This is a genomic window from Yersinia similis, from assembly GCF_001053095.1.
Classification (GTDB): Bacteria; Pseudomonadota; Gammaproteobacteria; order Enterobacterales; family Enterobacteriaceae; genus Yersinia; species Yersinia similis.
This window is the reverse complement of the sequence record NZ_CGBP01000004.1, coordinates 1-15,806: the sequence shown is the minus strand read 5'-3', so window position 1 is coordinate 15,806 and position 15,806 is coordinate 1. Positions and strand designations below refer to the sequence as shown.

Below are 15,806 nucleotides of genomic sequence, written 5' to 3'. Positions count from 1 at the left end.
ATTAGGAGGGCGCTAAGAGCGCCCCTCTTTTTTTACCGCGATTAGCTGATGATTTTCTCACGGGCTAGCTCGGCCAGAAACTGGCTACGATTTTTGTAGCCACGGTTGGTGGCAATGAACTTATCAATCGCAGTAAGTAAGTTTTGTGACATAGTTAGATTAAATTTGACGGCCTTACTTTCATATTTAGCCGGGTCAATCTCAACAAAGCCCAGAATGCCACCCTCTTCTTTTAAACGCGGATCGCCAATATAGCGGTGCGGATCTTTGGGGGGACTAGGCAATGGGAAACCTTCATTCATTAGCGCTTCAATATGGACGGCAAAAGCTTCTTCCGCATTCTTGCTGATATCGGCAAAGGTATTCCCTGCGAAAAAACAGCCGTCAATGTCGGGGAAATAACCGTCGAATCCTTCAACGGTTTTGAAGATAAAAATAGGGTAGATCATGGTTAGCTCCCTAAGCTGTCTATATCCGTCATACTTCAAGTTGCATGTGCGTTGGCTGCCTTCGTTCATCCCAGTCACTGACTTGTCGAATAAATAAGCTCTTGGGATTCGCTCGGTTTGCCGCCTTCCTGCAACTCGAATTATTTAGGGTATGCAGCGTTGTTTAAATCAATTTAATTCCGGCAATTTTCTGAGCCTGTCTCAGTAAACCTTTGGATATATCCTTACGTGGGTAAGGTAGCGTAATGATTTTGCGTACACCGGGTTTGCACAGCGTAACATGGCTACCACTATTCGTTTTTCTGCCTCCTCTGATTTGCCAGCCTGCATCCTCTAAGCGTTTTATTAATTCGCCACTCTCCATGTGAACCCCCTGGTGAGCTACTTGTGGGTATCATACCTACAAGTAGTATTGAGTCAATTAGTTGTGGGTGTAATACCCACCAATTGTTATACGTGAAAAACACGAAAAAGGGCGATCATAATGATCTCCCATGCCTTGAATTTATTGGTTTTTTATCCATTTTGCGCAATATCTCGCAATCGGAAATTATTTTTTAGGCACTGCGAATGTTTGTCGTCGTGGTAACAGGATCCTTGCGCTATCGCAGGTCTGTTTACTGATGCGGCTGGGTCAGTACGTAGCCAAATAGTTTACATTATTAAAATCTTCATCACTTTGCGGTGTTAACTGTACTCACGCCAATGGCTTTAAAACTCACGCCAAAGACTTTAGGAATGCTGTCTAAAATACCGACATCTCTGTCAGCCCATAAGAAAATAACGCATTGTGATAGTCAGCTAACTTAGCTGTGAGCCCTACTATTAAGGCTATATATCATTATGGAACTTGTAATTACTTTTCGTCATTTCATAAGGTCATGGCCCCCCCCTATAGTCACCCTACGCTTTATCATGTAATCGAAGGCTGTTGTGGACTATCTACCTCTATTTGCCGACTTGAAACAACGCCCGGTATTGATCGTTGGCGGTGGCGAAGTTGCTGGGCGAAAAATTGAATTACTGCACCGCGCAGGTGCACAGGTGTGGGTAGTGGCGCAAACCCTCTCATCTGAACTCGAACAGCAGTATCAGGATGGCCGTATCCATTGGCTGGCACAGGATTTTCTGCCTGAACAGTTGGACAACGTGTTTCTGGTGATTGCCGCAACTAACGATACCGTACTGAATGCTGCTGTTTTCGCAGCGGCAGATCAACGGTGTATTTTGGCGAATGTGGTGGATGATCAACCCCTTTGCTCGTTTATTTTTCCTTCGATTGTGGATCGTTCACCGCTGGTGGTCGCGATCTCCTCTTCCGGCCAGGCACCGGTGCTGGCACGGATACTGCGTGAGAAGTTGGAAGCCTTACTGCCTACTCGTCTCAGTGATATGGCCGCTATGGCTGGGCGCTGGCGTGGACGGGTTAAGCAGCATATTACCTCTATGGGGGAGCGCCGCCGCTTTTGGGAAAATGCATTCAGCGGGCGCTTTGCCAGCCTTATCAGCCGTGGTCAGTTAACCGAGGCTGAAAATGAATTACAACTGTCGCTAGAGGGCCAACACAGTGCACTCGGCGAGGTGGCTTTAGTCGGTGCAGGTCCCGGTGATGCGGGGTTATTAACGTTACGTGGTTTGCAAGTGATGCAGCAGGCAGATGTTGTGCTGTATGACCATTTAGTCAGTCCGGAAGTCTTGGATTTGGTGCGTCGCGATGCTGAACGCATCTGTGTGGGGAAACGGGCGGGGGCGCATTCGGTTACCCAAGAGGCAATCAATCAGTTGTTGGTCACTCTGGCACAGCAAGGAAAACGGGTAGTACGGCTAAAAGGTGGCGACCCCTTTATTTTTGGTCGGGGTGGTGAAGAGTTACAAGTTGTGGCGCAAGCGGGGATCCCGTTTCAGGTGGTACCGGGGGTGACGGCTGCTGCGGGGGCGACAGCCTATGCCGGTATTCCCCTGACACACCGCGATCATGCGCAAAGCGTGACATTTATTACCGGGCATTGCCGTCCTGATAGCGATGATCTGGATTGGCAGGCGCTGGCCCGTGGTCGTCAGACACTGGCTATCTACATGGGAACGGTGAAAGCGGCGGCAATCAGCCAACAGTTGATCGCCCATGGCCGGGCCAGTAGCACGCCGGTGGCAGTAATTGGCCGTGGAACCCGTGTGGACCAGCAGGTCCTGATCGGTACGTTGGCACAACTCGAATCACTCGCACAGCAGGCACCGACACCGGCATTACTGGTGATTGGTGAAGTGGTGAATTTACATCACCAAATTGCCTGGTTTGGGCAACAACCGCAGACTGAATCGGCGATCAGCCCATCAGTTGTGAATTTGGCATAAAGGATCTGTTATGGACGAAAAACGACTCACTCATTTACGGCAATTGGAGGCGGAGAGTATCCATATCATCCGTGAAGTGGCCGCTGAATTCGGTAACCCGGTGATGCTTTATTCTATCGGCAAGGACTCTTCTGTGATGCTGCATTTGGCACGCAAAGCATTCTTCCCCGGTAATTTGCCGTTTCCACTACTGCATGTGGATACGGGGTGGAAATTCCGTGAGATGTATGAGTTTCGCGACCACACGGTTAAAGAATTTGGCTGTGAACTGTTGGTTCATCGCAATCCGGAAGGGGTGGCGATGGGGATAAACCCTTTTGTCCACGGTAGTGCCAAACATACCGATATCATGAAAACTGAAGGTTTGAAGCAAGCGTTGAACAAATACGGTTTTGATGCCGCTTTCGGTGGCGCACGGCGTGATGAAGAAAAATCCCGCGCCAAAGAGCGTATTTATTCTTTCCGTGACCGTTTTCACCGTTGGGATCCTAAAAATCAACGTCCTGAGTTGTGGCACAACTACAACGGCCAGATTAACAAAGGCGAAAGCATCCGCGTATTCCCACTATCCAACTGGACCGAATTGGATATCTGGCAATATATTTTCCTCGAGAAAATTGAGATTGTTCCGTTGTATCTGGCGAAGCCACGCCCAGTGGTTGAACGCGATGGCATGTTGTTAATGGTTGATGACGATCGTATCGATTTACAGCCAGGTGAAGTCATCGTTCAGAAGAAGGTGCGTTTCCGGACTTTAGGTTGCTGGCCACTGACGGGGGCTGTCGAGTCTGAGGCTGAAACCTTACCGGCGATTATCGAAGAGATGTTGATCTCCACCACCAGTGAACGCCAGGGTCGAATGATCGACCGCGATCAATCCGGCTCCATGGAGCTTAAAAAGCGTCAGGGATATTTCTGAGGAGCGCCCGATGAGCACGATATTGCAAAACAAGCAGATATTACAAAGTGAACCTATTGCTAAAAAACAGTCAACATTAGAAAGTAACTCAATGATTTTAAAGGGCAACTCTATTGCCCAGCAAATTGCTGATGAAGGCGGAGTTGAAGCCTACTTACATGCTCAGCAGCATAAAACCATGCTGCGTTTTCTGACCTGTGGCAGCGTGGATGATGGCAAAAGTACCCTAATTGGTCGCTTGCTGCATGATACCCGCCAAATCTACGAAGATCAGCTCTCAACATTGCACACTGACAGCAAGCGTATCGGTACACAGGGTGAAAAACTGGATCTGGCCTTACTGGTGGATGGCTTACAGGCCGAACGCGAACAGGGCATTACCATTGATGTGGCTTATCGTTATTTTTCGACGGAAAAGCGCAAATTTATCATTGCCGACACCCCAGGACATGAGCAATACACTCGCAATATGGCCACCGGTGCGTCTACTTGTGATCTGGCGATCCTGTTGATCGATGCGCGCAAAGGAGTGTTGGATCAAACCCGTCGCCATAGCTTTATCGCCACCTTGTTGGGGATCCGTCATCTCGTGGTCGCGGTGAACAAGATGGATCTGGTGGGTTTCCAAGAGAGTGTCTTCACACAATTTAAAGACGATTACCTCAGCTTCGCGGAACAATTGCCAACTGATCTGGACATTAAATTTGTCCCGCTCTCGGCTCTGGATGGCGACAACGTGGCATCGCCCAGCGAGAAAATGGATTGGTATTCTGGCCCCACGCTGCTTGAAGTATTAGAAAGTGTTGATGTCGTTAATGTCAGTCGCCAGCAACCTTTGCGCTTCCCAGTGCAATACGTCAACCGGCCCAATCTGGATTTCCGTGGCTATGCCGGTACCTTGTCAGCAGGCGTGGTACGGGTTGGGCAAAAAGTGAAAGTCTTGCCATCCGGTATGGAATCTACCGTTGCGCGCATCGTCACTTTTGATGGTGACCTGACGGAAGCGAATCCTGGTGAGGCCATTACGCTGGTTCTGGCTGATGAAGTGGATATCAGCCGCGGCGACTTACTGGTAGATGCCAGCGAAACGCTGAAAGTGGCTCGGAACGCGTTGGTTGATGTGGTATGGATGGCCGAGCAACCGCTGGTCGTCGGGCAAAGTTATGACATCAAAGTGGCGGGTAAAAAGACCCGAGCGCGGGTTGAAAATATTCAATATCAGGTGGAAATCAATTCACTAACCCAACGGGTAGTGGAAAATTTACCGCTGAATGGTATTGGTCTGGTTGAACTGGCATTCGATGAGCCTTTATTACTGGATAACTATCAGCGCAACCGTGATACCGGTGGCATGATTTTTATTGATCGGCTGAGTAATGTCACTGTCGGTGCCGGGTTGGTCCGCGAAGCGCTGGCGTCGGTTTATCAGGAAAATCATGATTTCAGTGCCTTTGAGCTGGAATTAAATGCCTTGGTTCGTCGTCATTTCCCACATTGGGGTGCGCGTGATCTGCTGGGGGGTAAATAGCGTGTCAGCCCATCAGTTAGATGACAATCACCAAGAAACACGGGCAGACGATGAGAATATCGTCTGGCACCCCCATGCAATCACCCGACAAGATCGCGAGCAACAGCACGGCCATCAGGGCGTGGTTCTTTGGTTTACCGGCCTGTCGGGCTCAGGAAAATCCACTCTGGCCGGTGCACTGGAACAAGCGTTGTTCGCTCGCGGTGTCAGTACTTACTTACTGGATGGTGATAATGTGCGCCATGGCCTCTGCCGCGATTTGGGCTTTTCTGACGATGATCGTCGTGAAAATATCCGGCGGGTTGGCGAGGTGGCTAAACTGATGGTTGATGCCGGTCTGGTAGTTTTGACGGCGTTTATTTCCCCTCATCGGGCTGAACGGAAAATGGTACAGGATATGCTGGCATCGGGTCAGTTTATTGAGGTATTTGTCGATACGCCGTTAGCAATTTGTGAGGCCCGTGACCCGAAAGGCTTATACAAAAAAGCCCGTGCAGGGGAGCTTAAAAATTTTACAGGGATCGATTCAATTTATGAGTCGCCTGAGTATCCTGATATCCATTTACAGGGTGAACAATTAGTAACAAATTTGATTGAACAATTGTTAGACGTACTGCGTGGTAGAGCTATTATCAAATCCTAAACGTATCCCCTTCGCACTTGACGCTACAGGGTTGTTCGCCGTTGGTACTCACCCAAATCGCTGACGTTGTCAGCTCGACGTGATTTACCTGCAGCCTACCTGACGACAATGACTTTGGGTACAGATGCACTTCTTGCTACAGGGAAGGCGTCCTTAGAACGTGTCGGTAAACTGTGCCTATAGGGGTTTCCATGCAGAATGTCACCCAAATTATGAACGATGAGCAGCAAGAAGAGGGGGAGCAGTCTTACTCCTTCTCTGGTGGCGTCACAGGCTTTGTTTTCTACTGGTTGGCGTTTGCGATCCCTTTCTTTGTTTATGGCCCCAATACCGTCTTTTTCCTACTGTACACTTGGCCGTTCTTTCTGGCGTTGATGCCCGTTTCGGTACTGATAGGTATCGCGCTGGGTATGCTATCCCGTGGTCATCTGCTGTTTACCATTGGTGGGACGGGGATCGCCGTGGTGTGCCTCTTCTGGATGCTGTTTTCACTGCTCACTGGTTGGTGAACGCTTCATTTACCCGATTCCCCGCTACTGAAACACTCTCTGAATATCCCATCTCTTCTTAGCACTTGAAGCACAGGGGGGGGGTTGCTTTTACTGACCCAACTCATTGGCTAATCTCCGTTCATCAGCCGCCTGGCTGAAACGCCAATGATTTTAGGTATAGCCCCGATAATGAATAATGTTTTTTATCGATTTGCATGGTATTTTTGCCTGAAGTCGTCCTTAATCTGAATCTTGTGGCCTATTTCCGTCACAGAGTGGAGTCCGACGAAAAGTTGTGGGATGATTAGGCCGTTTTTCAGGGGGCGGAAATGGGAAAACTTACGCTACTATTGCTGGTTTTACTTGGTTGGCTACAATATTCATTGTGGCTGGGTAAGAATGGTATTCATGATTTTGTTCGGGTAAAAGAAGACGTGGCTGCTCAAGAGGCTAATAACAGCACTCTGAAAGTACGGAACGATCAGCTATTTGCTGAAATTGATGATTTAAACGGTGGTCAAGAGGCGATCGAAGAACGCGCACGTAACGAACTGGGTATGATCAAGCCCGGTGAAAGTTTCTATCGTCTGGTTCCTGACCAATCCAGACGCAATGCGGGTATCCCTTCGACACAAAATAACGCGCAATAAATAATGAGTAACTTCGCAGTTTCCCTTCCTGAAGTGATCGCTGTATTACCGGCTGCGGGTATTGGTAGCCGCATGTTGGCGGATTGCCCCAAGCAGTACTTAACTGTGGGGGGCAAAACCATCATTGAACATGCTATTTTTTCTTTGCTTCACCACCCACGGATTCAGCGGGTTATTGTCGTGATCCATCGGCAGGATACACAATTCTCTACGTTGTCCATTGCGCAGGATCCGCGTATCAGTACAGTTTACGGTGGCGATCAGCGGGCTGACTCCGTGATGGCGGGTTTACAACTGGCCGGGCAGACTGAATGGGTGTTAGTCCATGATGCGGCACGCCCTTGTTTACACCTAGACGACCTCAACCGGCTGTTATCGATTACCGAATACAGTCATGTGGGAGGAATTCTGGCAGCCCCAGTGCGCGATACGATGAAGCGTGCCGAACCAGGTATTCAAGCCATTGCTCATACGGTGGATCGTCAGGACCTGTGGCATGCGCTGACGCCTCAACTTTTCCCGCTAGAGTTATTAAAACTGTGCTTATCCCGTGCGTTGAGAGAAGGGCTGGCGGTGACTGATGAGGCCTCTGCATTAGAGCATTGCGGTTATCATCCAATATTAGTTACCGGTCGTTCTGATAATATTAAAGTGACGCGCCCAGAAGATCTGGCATTGGCTGAGTTTTATTTAACTCAGCGACAGTCCCTAAATAACGACAGCCCCTAAACAGCGACAAGTCAGTGATGCGGGTGAGTAAAAGTCGTGAACGTTAATCAATACTAACGGCACTGCAACGTCAAATAGTCAGAGTATTATAAGGAATGCAAATAATGCGGATCGGTCATGGTTTCGATGTTCATAAATTTGGCGAGAATGGCAGTGGTCCACTCATTATTGGTGGTGTGCGTATCCCATACGAAAAGGGTTTACTGGCCCATTCTGACGGCGATGTTGCATTACATGCGGCCACTGATGCGCTATTAGGCGCAGCTGCATTAGGTGATATCGGGAAACTCTTCCCAGACACTGACCCGGCATTTAAAGGCGCAGATAGCCGAGGTTTACTGCGGGAAGCGTATCGCCGTATTCTGGCCAAAGGTTATAAACTGGGTAATCTGGATATTACCATTATTGCCCAGGCACCGAAAATGGCACCGCATATTCCACAAATGCGCGTTAATTTGGCAGAAGACCTACAATGTCATATGGATGACATCAACGTCAAAGCGACTACCACGGAACAACTTGGTTTTACCGGGCGTGGTGAAGGTATTGCGTGTGAAGCGGTGGTTTTATTAGTTAACGTAGAACAGGGTTAAGGCATAACGAATGGATATGGAAAACCTGACCTGGCTACACGGTAAACCTACGACGAGCGGTATTTTAAAAGCGAATCCGGAAGATTTTGTTGTCGTAGAAGATTTGGGATTTGAACCAGATGGGGAAGGTGAGCATCTGCTGGTTCGTATTCGTAAAAATGGCTGTAATACCCAATTCGTTGCTGATTATTTGGCGCGCTTCGCCAAACTTCATCCGCGGCTGGTGAGTTATGCGGGGTTAAAAGACCGCTATGCGGTCACCGAACAGTGGTTTTGTTTGCACTTGCCAGGAAAAGAAGCGCCAGATCTGGCCACTTTTGAGCTGGAAGGGTGTGAAGTATTGGAAGCGGTGCGGCATAAAAGAAAATTACGCATTGGTTCACTGAAAGGCAATGCGTTTACCTTAGTACTGCGTCACATTACGGATCGCCAGGATGTGGAACAACGTTTACAGCAGATAGCCGCCCATGGCGTACCCAACTATTTTGGTAGCCAGCGGTTTGGCCGTGGTGGTAATAATCTAGTGCAGGCCCGTTTATGGGCGAATAATGAAATCCGGGTAAAAGAACGCAGCAAACGCAGCTTTTATCTGTCTGCCAGCCGCAGCGCGATGTTTAATCTGATTAGCAGTCACCGCTTGGCGCAACAACTATCGACGACGGTGCTGGAGGGTGATGCACTACAATTATCTGGGCGTGGGAGTTGGTTTGTTGCTCAAGCCGATGAGTTAGCCGCGTTACAACAGCGCGTTACTGCCGGTGAACTCAATATCACCGCGCCTTTACCGGGAGACGGTGAACTGGGTACCCACGGTGAAGCATTAGCCTTCGAACAGGCGTGTTTGGCAGAGCAAACTGAATTACTGTCACTGATTAAGCGTGAACGCGTTGAAGGTAGCCGCCGAGCAGTACTGCTAAAACCGCAGAATATGATAAGCAACTGGTGGGATGATGTCACTCTTGAGCTGAGTTTCTGGCTACCTGCGGGGAGCTTTGCGACCAGTGTGGTGAGGGAAATAATGAACCAGGATCGGGCTGATGATACGGATATTATTGAGTAACGATGATGGCATCTCTGCGCCAGGGATCCAGACACTTGCCTGTGCATTGCGGGAATTTGCTCAGGTGCAGATTGTGGCACCTGATCGTAACCGCAGTGGCGCTTCCAATGCCTTGACTCTGGATAGTGCATTACGGATTACCACCTTATCTAATGGCGATATTGCGGTGCAGCAAGGTACTCCCACCGATTGCGTCTATCTGGGCGTGAATGCGCTGATGCGTCCACGCCCTGACATTGTTGTCTCTGGCATTAATGCTGGTCCTAATTTAGGGGATGATGTTATCTATTCGGGTACCGTAGCGGCGGCGATGGAAGGGCGTCATTTGGGATACCCAGCCTTGGCTGTCTCGCTCAACGGTCATCAGCATTACGATACTGCGGCGGCAGTGACTTGCCGTTTATTACGTGCGTTGCAGCGCAAACCACTGCGTACCGGCAAGATCCTCAATATAAATGTTCCTGATTTGCCTTTATCGGAAATTAAAGGGATTCGGGTGACGCGTTGTGGTAGCCGCCATCCGGCAGAGCAGGTATTTTGTCAGCAAGACCCCAGAGGGCAAGATCTTTATTGGATCGGGCCGCCGGGTGAAAAGTATGATGCAGGGCCAGATACTGACTTTGCGGCGGTTGAACAAGGTTATGTATCGATAACGCCGCTTCAGGTCGATTTAACGGCTTATACGGCACAAGAAGTGGTTGAAAGTTGGTTAGCCAATACTGAGGTTGACGGGGAATGGTAAATAAACGCATACAAACATTGTTGATGCAGTTACGTCAGCAAGGTATTCACGACGAACGCCTGTTACAGGCGATCGAAGCGGTACCGCGTGAGCGTTTTGTCGATGAAGCGTTGGCTCATAAGGCGTATGAGAATACCGCTCTCCCTATAGGTGCGGGTCAAACGATTTCTCAGCCTTATATGGTGGCGCGAATGACAGAGTTACTGCAATTGACGCCAACGTCCAGAGTCTTAGAGATCGGAACGGGGTCAGGCTACCAGACGGCTATTTTGGCGCATCTGGTCGATCATGTCTGTTCTGTCGAGCGAATCAAAGGGTTACAGTGGCAGGCAAAACGTCGCCTGAAACAGTTGGATCTGCATAATGTTTCGACCCGCCATGGTGATGGTTGGTTAGGCTGGCAGTCCCGTGGGCCGTTTGATGCCATTATTGTAACCGCAGCACCGCCTGAAATTCCGGATGCATTACTTGAGCAATTGGATGAAGGGGGAATACTGGTTCTTCCCGTTGGAGAGCAGTTTCAAACATTAAAGTACGTGCAACGCCGTAATAATGAATACCATATTGAGACGGTGGAAGCAGTCCGTTTTGTTCCTCTGGTTAAAGGGGAACTTGCCTAAATGAGTCTTTTCTATTTCAGCCTTCACCTTTAACTACAGTGTAAAGGTATTTGGATATATCGCTTATTATTGCTGTCATGGGGGAAGCATGAGCACAGGAAGCCCAATGATTAGATTACGCCGAGTCGCGGCATGTACGGTTGTGAGTTTGTGGTTAGTGGGTTGTACTAATGATAATTCAACATCGGCACCCATCAGCAGTGTGGGGGGCGAACGTTCAGGTACGATGTTGAGTGGAGCGAGCACCGATAGCTCTGGGGGGCGCATAGTTTATAACCGTAGTTACGACAATATCCCCAAAGGAAGCTACAGCGGTAATACCTATACCGTTAAGCGTGGTGATACGCTGTTTTATATCGCTTGGATAACAGGAAATGACTTCCGTGATTTGGCAGCAAAAAATAATATTGCAGAACCCTATAGCCTGAATGTGGGGCAATCTATTCAATTGGGTAATGGGTCTGGTGGCGGTATGTTAGCAGCCACTGATGCTACATCAGGCGGAATAGCACAACCGCCGTCAAATATTCAGAACACAACTACTATTCAGAACACAACTACAACGGTTGATTCTCAATCAACTAGCGCGTATTCTGAAAACTCGGGTAAACAGAATGTTGGTAAAATGTTGCCATCATCTGGTGCGGTTGTCGCTACAACAGCACCTGTTACCGCACCAGGCAGTTCTGTCAGTGAGCCAACCAGCAATGGTGGTCCAGTTAGTGGCTGGAGATGGCCAACCGATGGTAAAACGATCGATAGCTTCTCTGCTTCCGAAGGGGGCAATAAAGGGATTGATATCGCTGGTTCTCGTGGGCAACCTATCCTCGCCACCGCAAGTGGGCGGGTTGTGTATGCTGGGAACGCACTGCGTGGTTACGGTAATCTAATCATCATCAAACACAATGATGATTACCTGAGCGCCTACGCTCATAACGATACAATGCTGGTCCGGGAACAACAAGAAGTGAAGGCGGGTCAAAAAATAGCAACCATGGGTAGCACCGGAACCAGTTCAGTTAGATTGCATTTTGAAATTCGTTACAAGGGGAAATCCGTAAACCCGCTGCGTTACCTTCCGCAGCGATAGATTGGGCAGAATACGCTGTATTCTGCTCGCCGGATTCACGGGTAGGAGCAGCATATGAGCCAAAGTACGCTGAAAGTTAACGAGTTGCATGAAGATGCTGATTTTGATGAGAACAGTACGGAAACTGAGATTTTTGATGAAAAAGCATTAGTAGATGATGAACCTACCGAAAGCGAGTTAGAGTCAGCGGAAGATGAGTTGTTGGCGCAAGGTGTTACCCAGCGTGTGCTGGATGCGACGCAGCTCTATCTTGGCGAGATCGGTTATTCGCCACTGCTGACTGCGGAAGAAGAGGTTTATTTTGCCCGGCGTGCATTGCGCGGAGACGTGCCCTCACGTCGTCGTATGATTGAGAGTAACTTGCGGTTGGTGGTGAAGATCGCTCGCCGTTACAGTAATCGCGGTTTAGCGCTGTTGGATCTGATAGAAGAGGGTAACCTTGGTTTGATCCGTGCGGTGGAAAAGTTTGATCCTGAACGCGGTTTCCGTTTTTCCACTTACGCTACTTGGTGGATTCGCCAGACGATTGAACGGGCGATTATGAACCAAACCCGTACCATTCGTTTGCCTATCCATATCGTTAAAGAACTAAACGTTTATTTACGCACAGCACGAGAGCTTTCTCATAAATTGGATCATGAACCGAGCGCGGAAGAGATTGCAGAGCAACTCGACAAGCCGGTCGATGACGTGAGCCGTATGTTACGCCTTAACGAACGTATCACTTCTGTTGATACGCCTTTAGGCGGCGACTCAGAGAAAGCGTTGTTGGATATTCTGTCTGACGAAAATGAGAACGGTCCGGAAGATACAACACAAGATGACGATATGAAACAGAGTATCGTTAAGTGGCTGTTTGAATTGAATGCAAAACAGCGCGAAGTGTTGGCCCGTCGTTTTGGTCTGTTAGGATATGAAGCGGCAACATTGGAAGATGTTGGTCGAGAAATTGGTTTGACACGCGAACGTGTCCGCCAGATTCAGGTTGAAGGCTTACGCCGTCTGCGGGAAATCCTGCAAACGCAAGGCCTGAGCATCGAGGCGTTGTTCCGCGAATAAGTGTGTCTTCAGAATGAAAGGCGGTGAACAGTAAGCTTTGTGCAAAATGCAAAGTAAACTTGGCCGATATGAAGCACAACAAGAGTCGATGAAACACAAAAACGGTGAACAGATAGATGTTCACCGTTTTTGTGTGCCCCCGCAAAGATTTTGATACCCTGGCAAAGAGAATGGGCTGCTCATAAAGATACCGCTAATCTCTAGAGGTTTGAGCCTTGATATCATGGAACGGACGCTTTACTCCCAGCGCCCCGTCTAGGATCGAACGATCAGAGGCTGGGAACCTGCGCCTAAAAATGATTTTAGGCGCAGGTTTTTTAGCTTACACCATGTTCTTCAAGCGATAGATCCACTCCAGTGCCTGACGTGGTGACAATGAATCCGGATCCAGCGCTTCCAGCGCTTCCACTGCGGGTGGTGTCTCTTCATTTAACAACGTCATTTGTGATCCATCAATCGTACTGCCTACGGCGTTATTAGAGAGTGACTCCAGTTCTTTCAGTTTTTGTCGCGCTCGCTTAATGACATCGCGCGGCACACCGGCCAGCGCTGCTACTGCCAGGCCATAACTTTTACTGGCTGCGCCCTCTTGTACACTGTGCATAAACGCGATTGTTTCGCCGTGCTCCAATGCATCAAGATGAACATTCACCACCCCTTCCATTTTTTCTGGCAATGTCGTTAATTCAAAGTAGTGTGTCGCAAATAGCGTCATTGCTTTGATACGGCTGGCCAGATTTTCTGCACAAGCCCAAGCCAGTGATAAACCATCGTAGGTGGACGTGCCACGGCCAATTTCATCCATCAATACCAAGCTTTGTTCGGTGGCGTTATGCAGAATATTGGCGGTCTCGGTCATTTCAACCATAAAGGTCGAGCGACCAGAGGCCAGATCATCAGCGGCACCGACGCGGGTAAATATGCGGTCAATAGGACCGATGGTCGCCTGATCCGCAGGGACATAGCTACCCATGTGTGCCAAGAGTACAATCAGCGCCGTTTGACGCATATAGGTACTTTTACCGCCCATATTCGGGCCAGTAATGATCAACATCCGTCGCTGAGGAGATAACGTCAACGGGTTAGAAATAAAGGGTTCTTTGAGAACTTGTTCGACAACCGGATGACGGCCACCGGTAATCTTAATCCCCGGTTTATCGCTCAAGGTTGGGCAAGAGTAGTTAAGTGTTTCAGCTCTTTCCGCCAGATTAGCCAGTACATCTAATTCAGCCAGTGCATTGGCACTGAGTTGTAATTCTGGCAGATGCGGCAGCAGCAAATCGAAAATCTCTTCGTACAACCCTTTCTCAATTGCCAGTGCTTTGCCTTTTGAGGTCAGAACCTTATCTTCGTACTCTTTCAGCTCCGGAATAATGTAGCGCTCGGCATTTTTCAGTGTTTGCCTACGGACGTAATGAATAGGAACCAGATGGCTCTGACCACGGCTAACCTGAATGTAATAGCCATGTACGCCATTAAAGCCCACTTTTAGTGTGTCTAGCCCTAACTTCTCCCGCTCACGGATTTCCAACCGATCCAGATAATCGGTTGCACCATCGGCCAGCGCCCGCCATTCATCTAACTCGGCGTTATAACCTGATGCAATAACGCCGCCATCGCGGACTAATACTGGTGGGGTCTCGACAATGGCCCGCTCCAACAAGTCTTGCAATTCATCGAATTGGCCCACCTGCGATAACAAGTTCTGCACATGAGGAACATCAATGGGTTGCAGTAAACGGTGGATTTCCGGCAGTTGCTGGAAAGCATGACGCATTCTGGCTAAATCGCGTGGACGGGCCGTCCGCAGAGCTAAACGTGCCAAAATACGTTCTAAATCACCCACTTGCCTCAATGGCGTTTGTAACTCTGTGGTGATATCTTGCAAACCACCAATAGCTTGTTGCCGATCCGTGAGCACGCGAATATCGCGGATTGGCATATGTAACCAGCGTTTTAGCATCCGGCTACCCATTGGCGTCACGCTGTAATCGAGGATGGCTGCCAGCGTATTTTCATTGCCACCGGATAGGTTCTGCGTCAATTCGAGATTACGGCGGGGAGGGGCATCCATAATGATGCCATCTTGCTGGCGCTCCATGGTCAGGCCACGGATATGCGGTAGGGATGTGCGTTGGGTATCTTTGACATATTGCAGCAGGCAGCCCGCCGCCCGCAGTGCCAGATGGGCTTGCTCAACGCCGAAACCAATTAAATCACGGGTCCCGAATTGCAGATTAAGCTGTTGTTTGGCGGTATCCAGCTCAAACTCCCACAAAGGCCGGCGGCGTAAGCCATGTCGATGCTCGATCAACGACATAGGCTCGAAGTTTTCCGGATACAGTAACTCTGCAGGATTGGTGCGTTGTAACTCGGCAGCCATCGTTTCAAGATCGGCGGGTTCTGCGACCCGGAAACGGCCAGAGCTGATATCCAGTGTGGCATATCCAAACCCTCTGGCATCCTGCCAGATAGCCGCCAGTAAGTTATCTTGCCGCTCTTGCAGCAGCGCTTCATCACTGATTGTGCCCGGTGTAACGATACGGACGACCTTACGCTCAACCGGCCCTTTGCTGGTGGCCGGATCACCGATTTGCTCACAGATGGCGGCTGACTCACCTAATTGGACCAGCTTAGCCAAATAGTTTTCTATCGAATGATAGGGGACGCCTGCCATAGGTATGGGTTCACCAGCTGAAGCACCACGTTTGGTTAGTGAGATATCCAACAGTTGTGACGCTCGCTTGGCATCACTATAGAACAGTTCATAAAAATCCCCCATTCGGTAGAACAGGAGTATTTCAGGGTGCTGGGCTTTTAGCCGAAGATACTGCTGCATCATTGGGGTATGGGAATCGAGTTTGTCGTTATTTTTCATGTG

General features: G+C 49.2%; 16 protein-coding genes and 1 pseudogene. 14 read left to right on the top strand and 3 right to left on the bottom strand.

Annotated elements, in window-relative coordinates:
* Positions 1–41: 41 nt before the first annotated feature.
* Positions 42–449, bottom strand: coding sequence for a type II toxin-antitoxin system HicB family antitoxin (locus tag AC971_RS04455; RefSeq protein WP_025382659.1), 408 nt, complete (start codon positions 447–449; stop codon positions 42–44).
* A gap of 163 nt (positions 450–612) precedes the next feature.
* A complete protein-coding gene (locus tag AC971_RS04450) occupies positions 613–813 on the bottom strand; it encodes a type II toxin-antitoxin system HicA family toxin (protein ID WP_025382660.1) in 201 nt (66 codons plus the stop codon).
* Between the two features lie 92 nt (positions 814–905).
* Between AC971_RS04450 and AC971_RS21740 the strand changes: the two are divergent.
* The 14 genes and pseudogenes from AC971_RS21740 to rpoS all read left to right on the top strand — a co-directional run bounded on the left by AC971_RS21740 (position 906) and on the right by rpoS (position 12,925).
* Positions 906–1,102, top strand: a pseudogene (locus AC971_RS21740) (hypothetical protein).
* Between the two features lie 280 nt (positions 1,103–1,382).
* On the top strand, positions 1,383–2,801 hold the full coding sequence (gene cysG / locus AC971_RS04445) for a siroheme synthase CysG (protein ID WP_025382661.1): 1,419 nt from the start codon (positions 1,383–1,385) through the stop codon (positions 2,799–2,801).
* A gap of 10 nt (positions 2,802–2,811) precedes the next feature.
* Positions 2,812–3,720, top strand: a complete 909-nt coding sequence (gene cysD, locus AC971_RS04440; RefSeq protein ID WP_025382662.1) for a sulfate adenylyltransferase subunit CysD — start codon at positions 2,812–2,814, stop codon at positions 3,718–3,720.
* Between the two features lie 91 nt (positions 3,721–3,811).
* The gene (cysN, locus tag AC971_RS04435) at positions 3,812–5,248 is read left to right on the top strand and encodes a sulfate adenylyltransferase subunit CysN (RefSeq protein ID WP_038402550.1); all 1,437 of its coding nucleotides are present in this window, start codon (positions 3,812–3,814) and stop codon (positions 5,246–5,248) included.
* Between the two features lies 1 nt (position 5,249).
* Entirely contained in the window at positions 5,250–5,891 is a 642-nt protein-coding gene (gene cysC / locus AC971_RS04430; RefSeq protein WP_025382664.1) for an adenylyl-sulfate kinase, read from the top strand.
* 191 nt (positions 5,892–6,082) lie between these two features.
* Positions 6,083–6,400, top strand: coding sequence for a DUF3561 family protein (locus AC971_RS04425; protein ID WP_025382665.1), 318 nt, complete (start codon positions 6,083–6,085; stop codon positions 6,398–6,400).
* A 311-nt stretch (positions 6,401–6,711) separates the two neighbouring features.
* A complete protein-coding gene (gene ftsB, locus AC971_RS04420) occupies positions 6,712–7,032 on the top strand; it encodes a cell division protein FtsB (RefSeq protein ID WP_025382666.1) in 321 nt (106 codons plus the stop codon).
* A gap of 3 nt (positions 7,033–7,035) precedes the next feature.
* Positions 7,036–7,761 (top strand): 2-C-methyl-D-erythritol 4-phosphate cytidylyltransferase, encoded by a 726-nt coding sequence (gene ispD / locus AC971_RS04415; protein ID WP_025382667.1) that lies wholly within the window; start codon positions 7,036–7,038, stop codon positions 7,759–7,761.
* 104 nt (positions 7,762–7,865) lie between these two features.
* Complete coding sequence (gene ispF / locus AC971_RS04410) at positions 7,866–8,354, top strand: 2-C-methyl-D-erythritol 2,4-cyclodiphosphate synthase (protein WP_002209392.1); 489 nt, start codon at positions 7,866–7,868, stop codon at positions 8,352–8,354.
* 10 nt (positions 8,355–8,364) lie between these two features.
* On the top strand, positions 8,365–9,414 hold the full coding sequence (truD, locus tag AC971_RS04405) for a tRNA pseudouridine(13) synthase TruD (protein WP_025382668.1): 1,050 nt from the start codon (positions 8,365–8,367) through the stop codon (positions 9,412–9,414).
* Positions 9,392–10,156, top strand: a complete 765-nt coding sequence (surE, locus tag AC971_RS04400) for a 5'/3'-nucleotidase SurE (protein ID WP_025382669.1) — start codon at positions 9,392–9,394, stop codon at positions 10,154–10,156. The genes truD and surE overlap by 23 nt, the downstream gene beginning before the upstream one ends.
* Positions 10,150–10,776 (top strand): protein-L-isoaspartate(D-aspartate) O-methyltransferase, encoded by a 627-nt coding sequence (locus AC971_RS04395; RefSeq protein ID WP_025382670.1) that lies wholly within the window; start codon positions 10,150–10,152, stop codon positions 10,774–10,776. Before surE ends, AC971_RS04395 begins: the two co-directional genes overlap by 7 nt.
* A gap of 106 nt (positions 10,777–10,882) precedes the next feature.
* A complete protein-coding gene (gene nlpD, locus AC971_RS04390; protein WP_025382671.1) occupies positions 10,883–11,866 on the top strand; it encodes a murein hydrolase activator NlpD in 984 nt (327 codons plus the stop codon).
* 54 nt (positions 11,867–11,920) lie between these two features.
* A complete protein-coding gene (gene rpoS / locus AC971_RS04385; protein ID WP_025382672.1) occupies positions 11,921–12,925 on the top strand; it encodes an RNA polymerase sigma factor RpoS in 1,005 nt (334 codons plus the stop codon).
* 322 nt (positions 12,926–13,247) lie between these two features.
* Here rpoS and mutS read toward each other — a convergent pair whose 3' ends face one another.
* On the bottom strand, positions 13,248–15,803 hold the full coding sequence (gene mutS, locus AC971_RS04380; protein ID WP_048677372.1) for a DNA mismatch repair protein MutS: 2,556 nt from the start codon (positions 15,801–15,803) through the stop codon (positions 13,248–13,250).
* Positions 15,804–15,806 lie beyond the last annotated feature (3 nt).

Coding starts and splice junctions, on each gene's coding strand:
- surE (WP_025382669.1), top strand. CDS start 9,392: ATGATACGGATATTATTGAGTAACGATGATGGCATCTCTGCGCCAGGG.
- cysD (WP_025382662.1), top strand. CDS start 2,812: ATGGACGAAAAACGACTCACTCATTTACGGCAATTGGAGGCGGAGAGT.
- AC971_RS04425 (WP_025382665.1), top strand. CDS start 6,083: ATGCAGAATGTCACCCAAATTATGAACGATGAGCAGCAAGAAGAGGGG.
- cysN (WP_038402550.1), top strand. CDS start 3,812: ATGATTTTAAAGGGCAACTCTATTGCCCAGCAAATTGCTGATGAAGGC.
- nlpD (WP_025382671.1), top strand. CDS start 10,883: ATGATTAGATTACGCCGAGTCGCGGCATGTACGGTTGTGAGTTTGTGG.
- ispD (WP_025382667.1), top strand. CDS start 7,036: ATGAGTAACTTCGCAGTTTCCCTTCCTGAAGTGATCGCTGTATTACCG.
- AC971_RS04455 (WP_025382659.1), bottom strand. CDS start 449: ATGATCTACCCTATTTTTATCTTCAAAACCGTTGAAGGATTCGACGGT.
- rpoS (WP_025382672.1), top strand. CDS start 11,921: ATGAGCCAAAGTACGCTGAAAGTTAACGAGTTGCATGAAGATGCTGAT.
- truD (WP_025382668.1), top strand. CDS start 8,365: ATGGATATGGAAAACCTGACCTGGCTACACGGTAAACCTACGACGAGC.
- AC971_RS04395 (WP_025382670.1), top strand. CDS start 10,150: ATGGTAAATAAACGCATACAAACATTGTTGATGCAGTTACGTCAGCAA.
- ftsB (WP_025382666.1), top strand. CDS start 6,712: ATGGGAAAACTTACGCTACTATTGCTGGTTTTACTTGGTTGGCTACAA.
- ispF (WP_002209392.1), top strand. CDS start 7,866: ATGCGGATCGGTCATGGTTTCGATGTTCATAAATTTGGCGAGAATGGC.
- AC971_RS04450 (WP_025382660.1), bottom strand. CDS start 813: ATGGAGAGTGGCGAATTAATAAAACGCTTAGAGGATGCAGGCTGGCAA.
- mutS (WP_048677372.1), bottom strand. CDS start 15,803: ATGAAAAATAACGACAAACTCGATTCCCATACCCCAATGATGCAGCAG.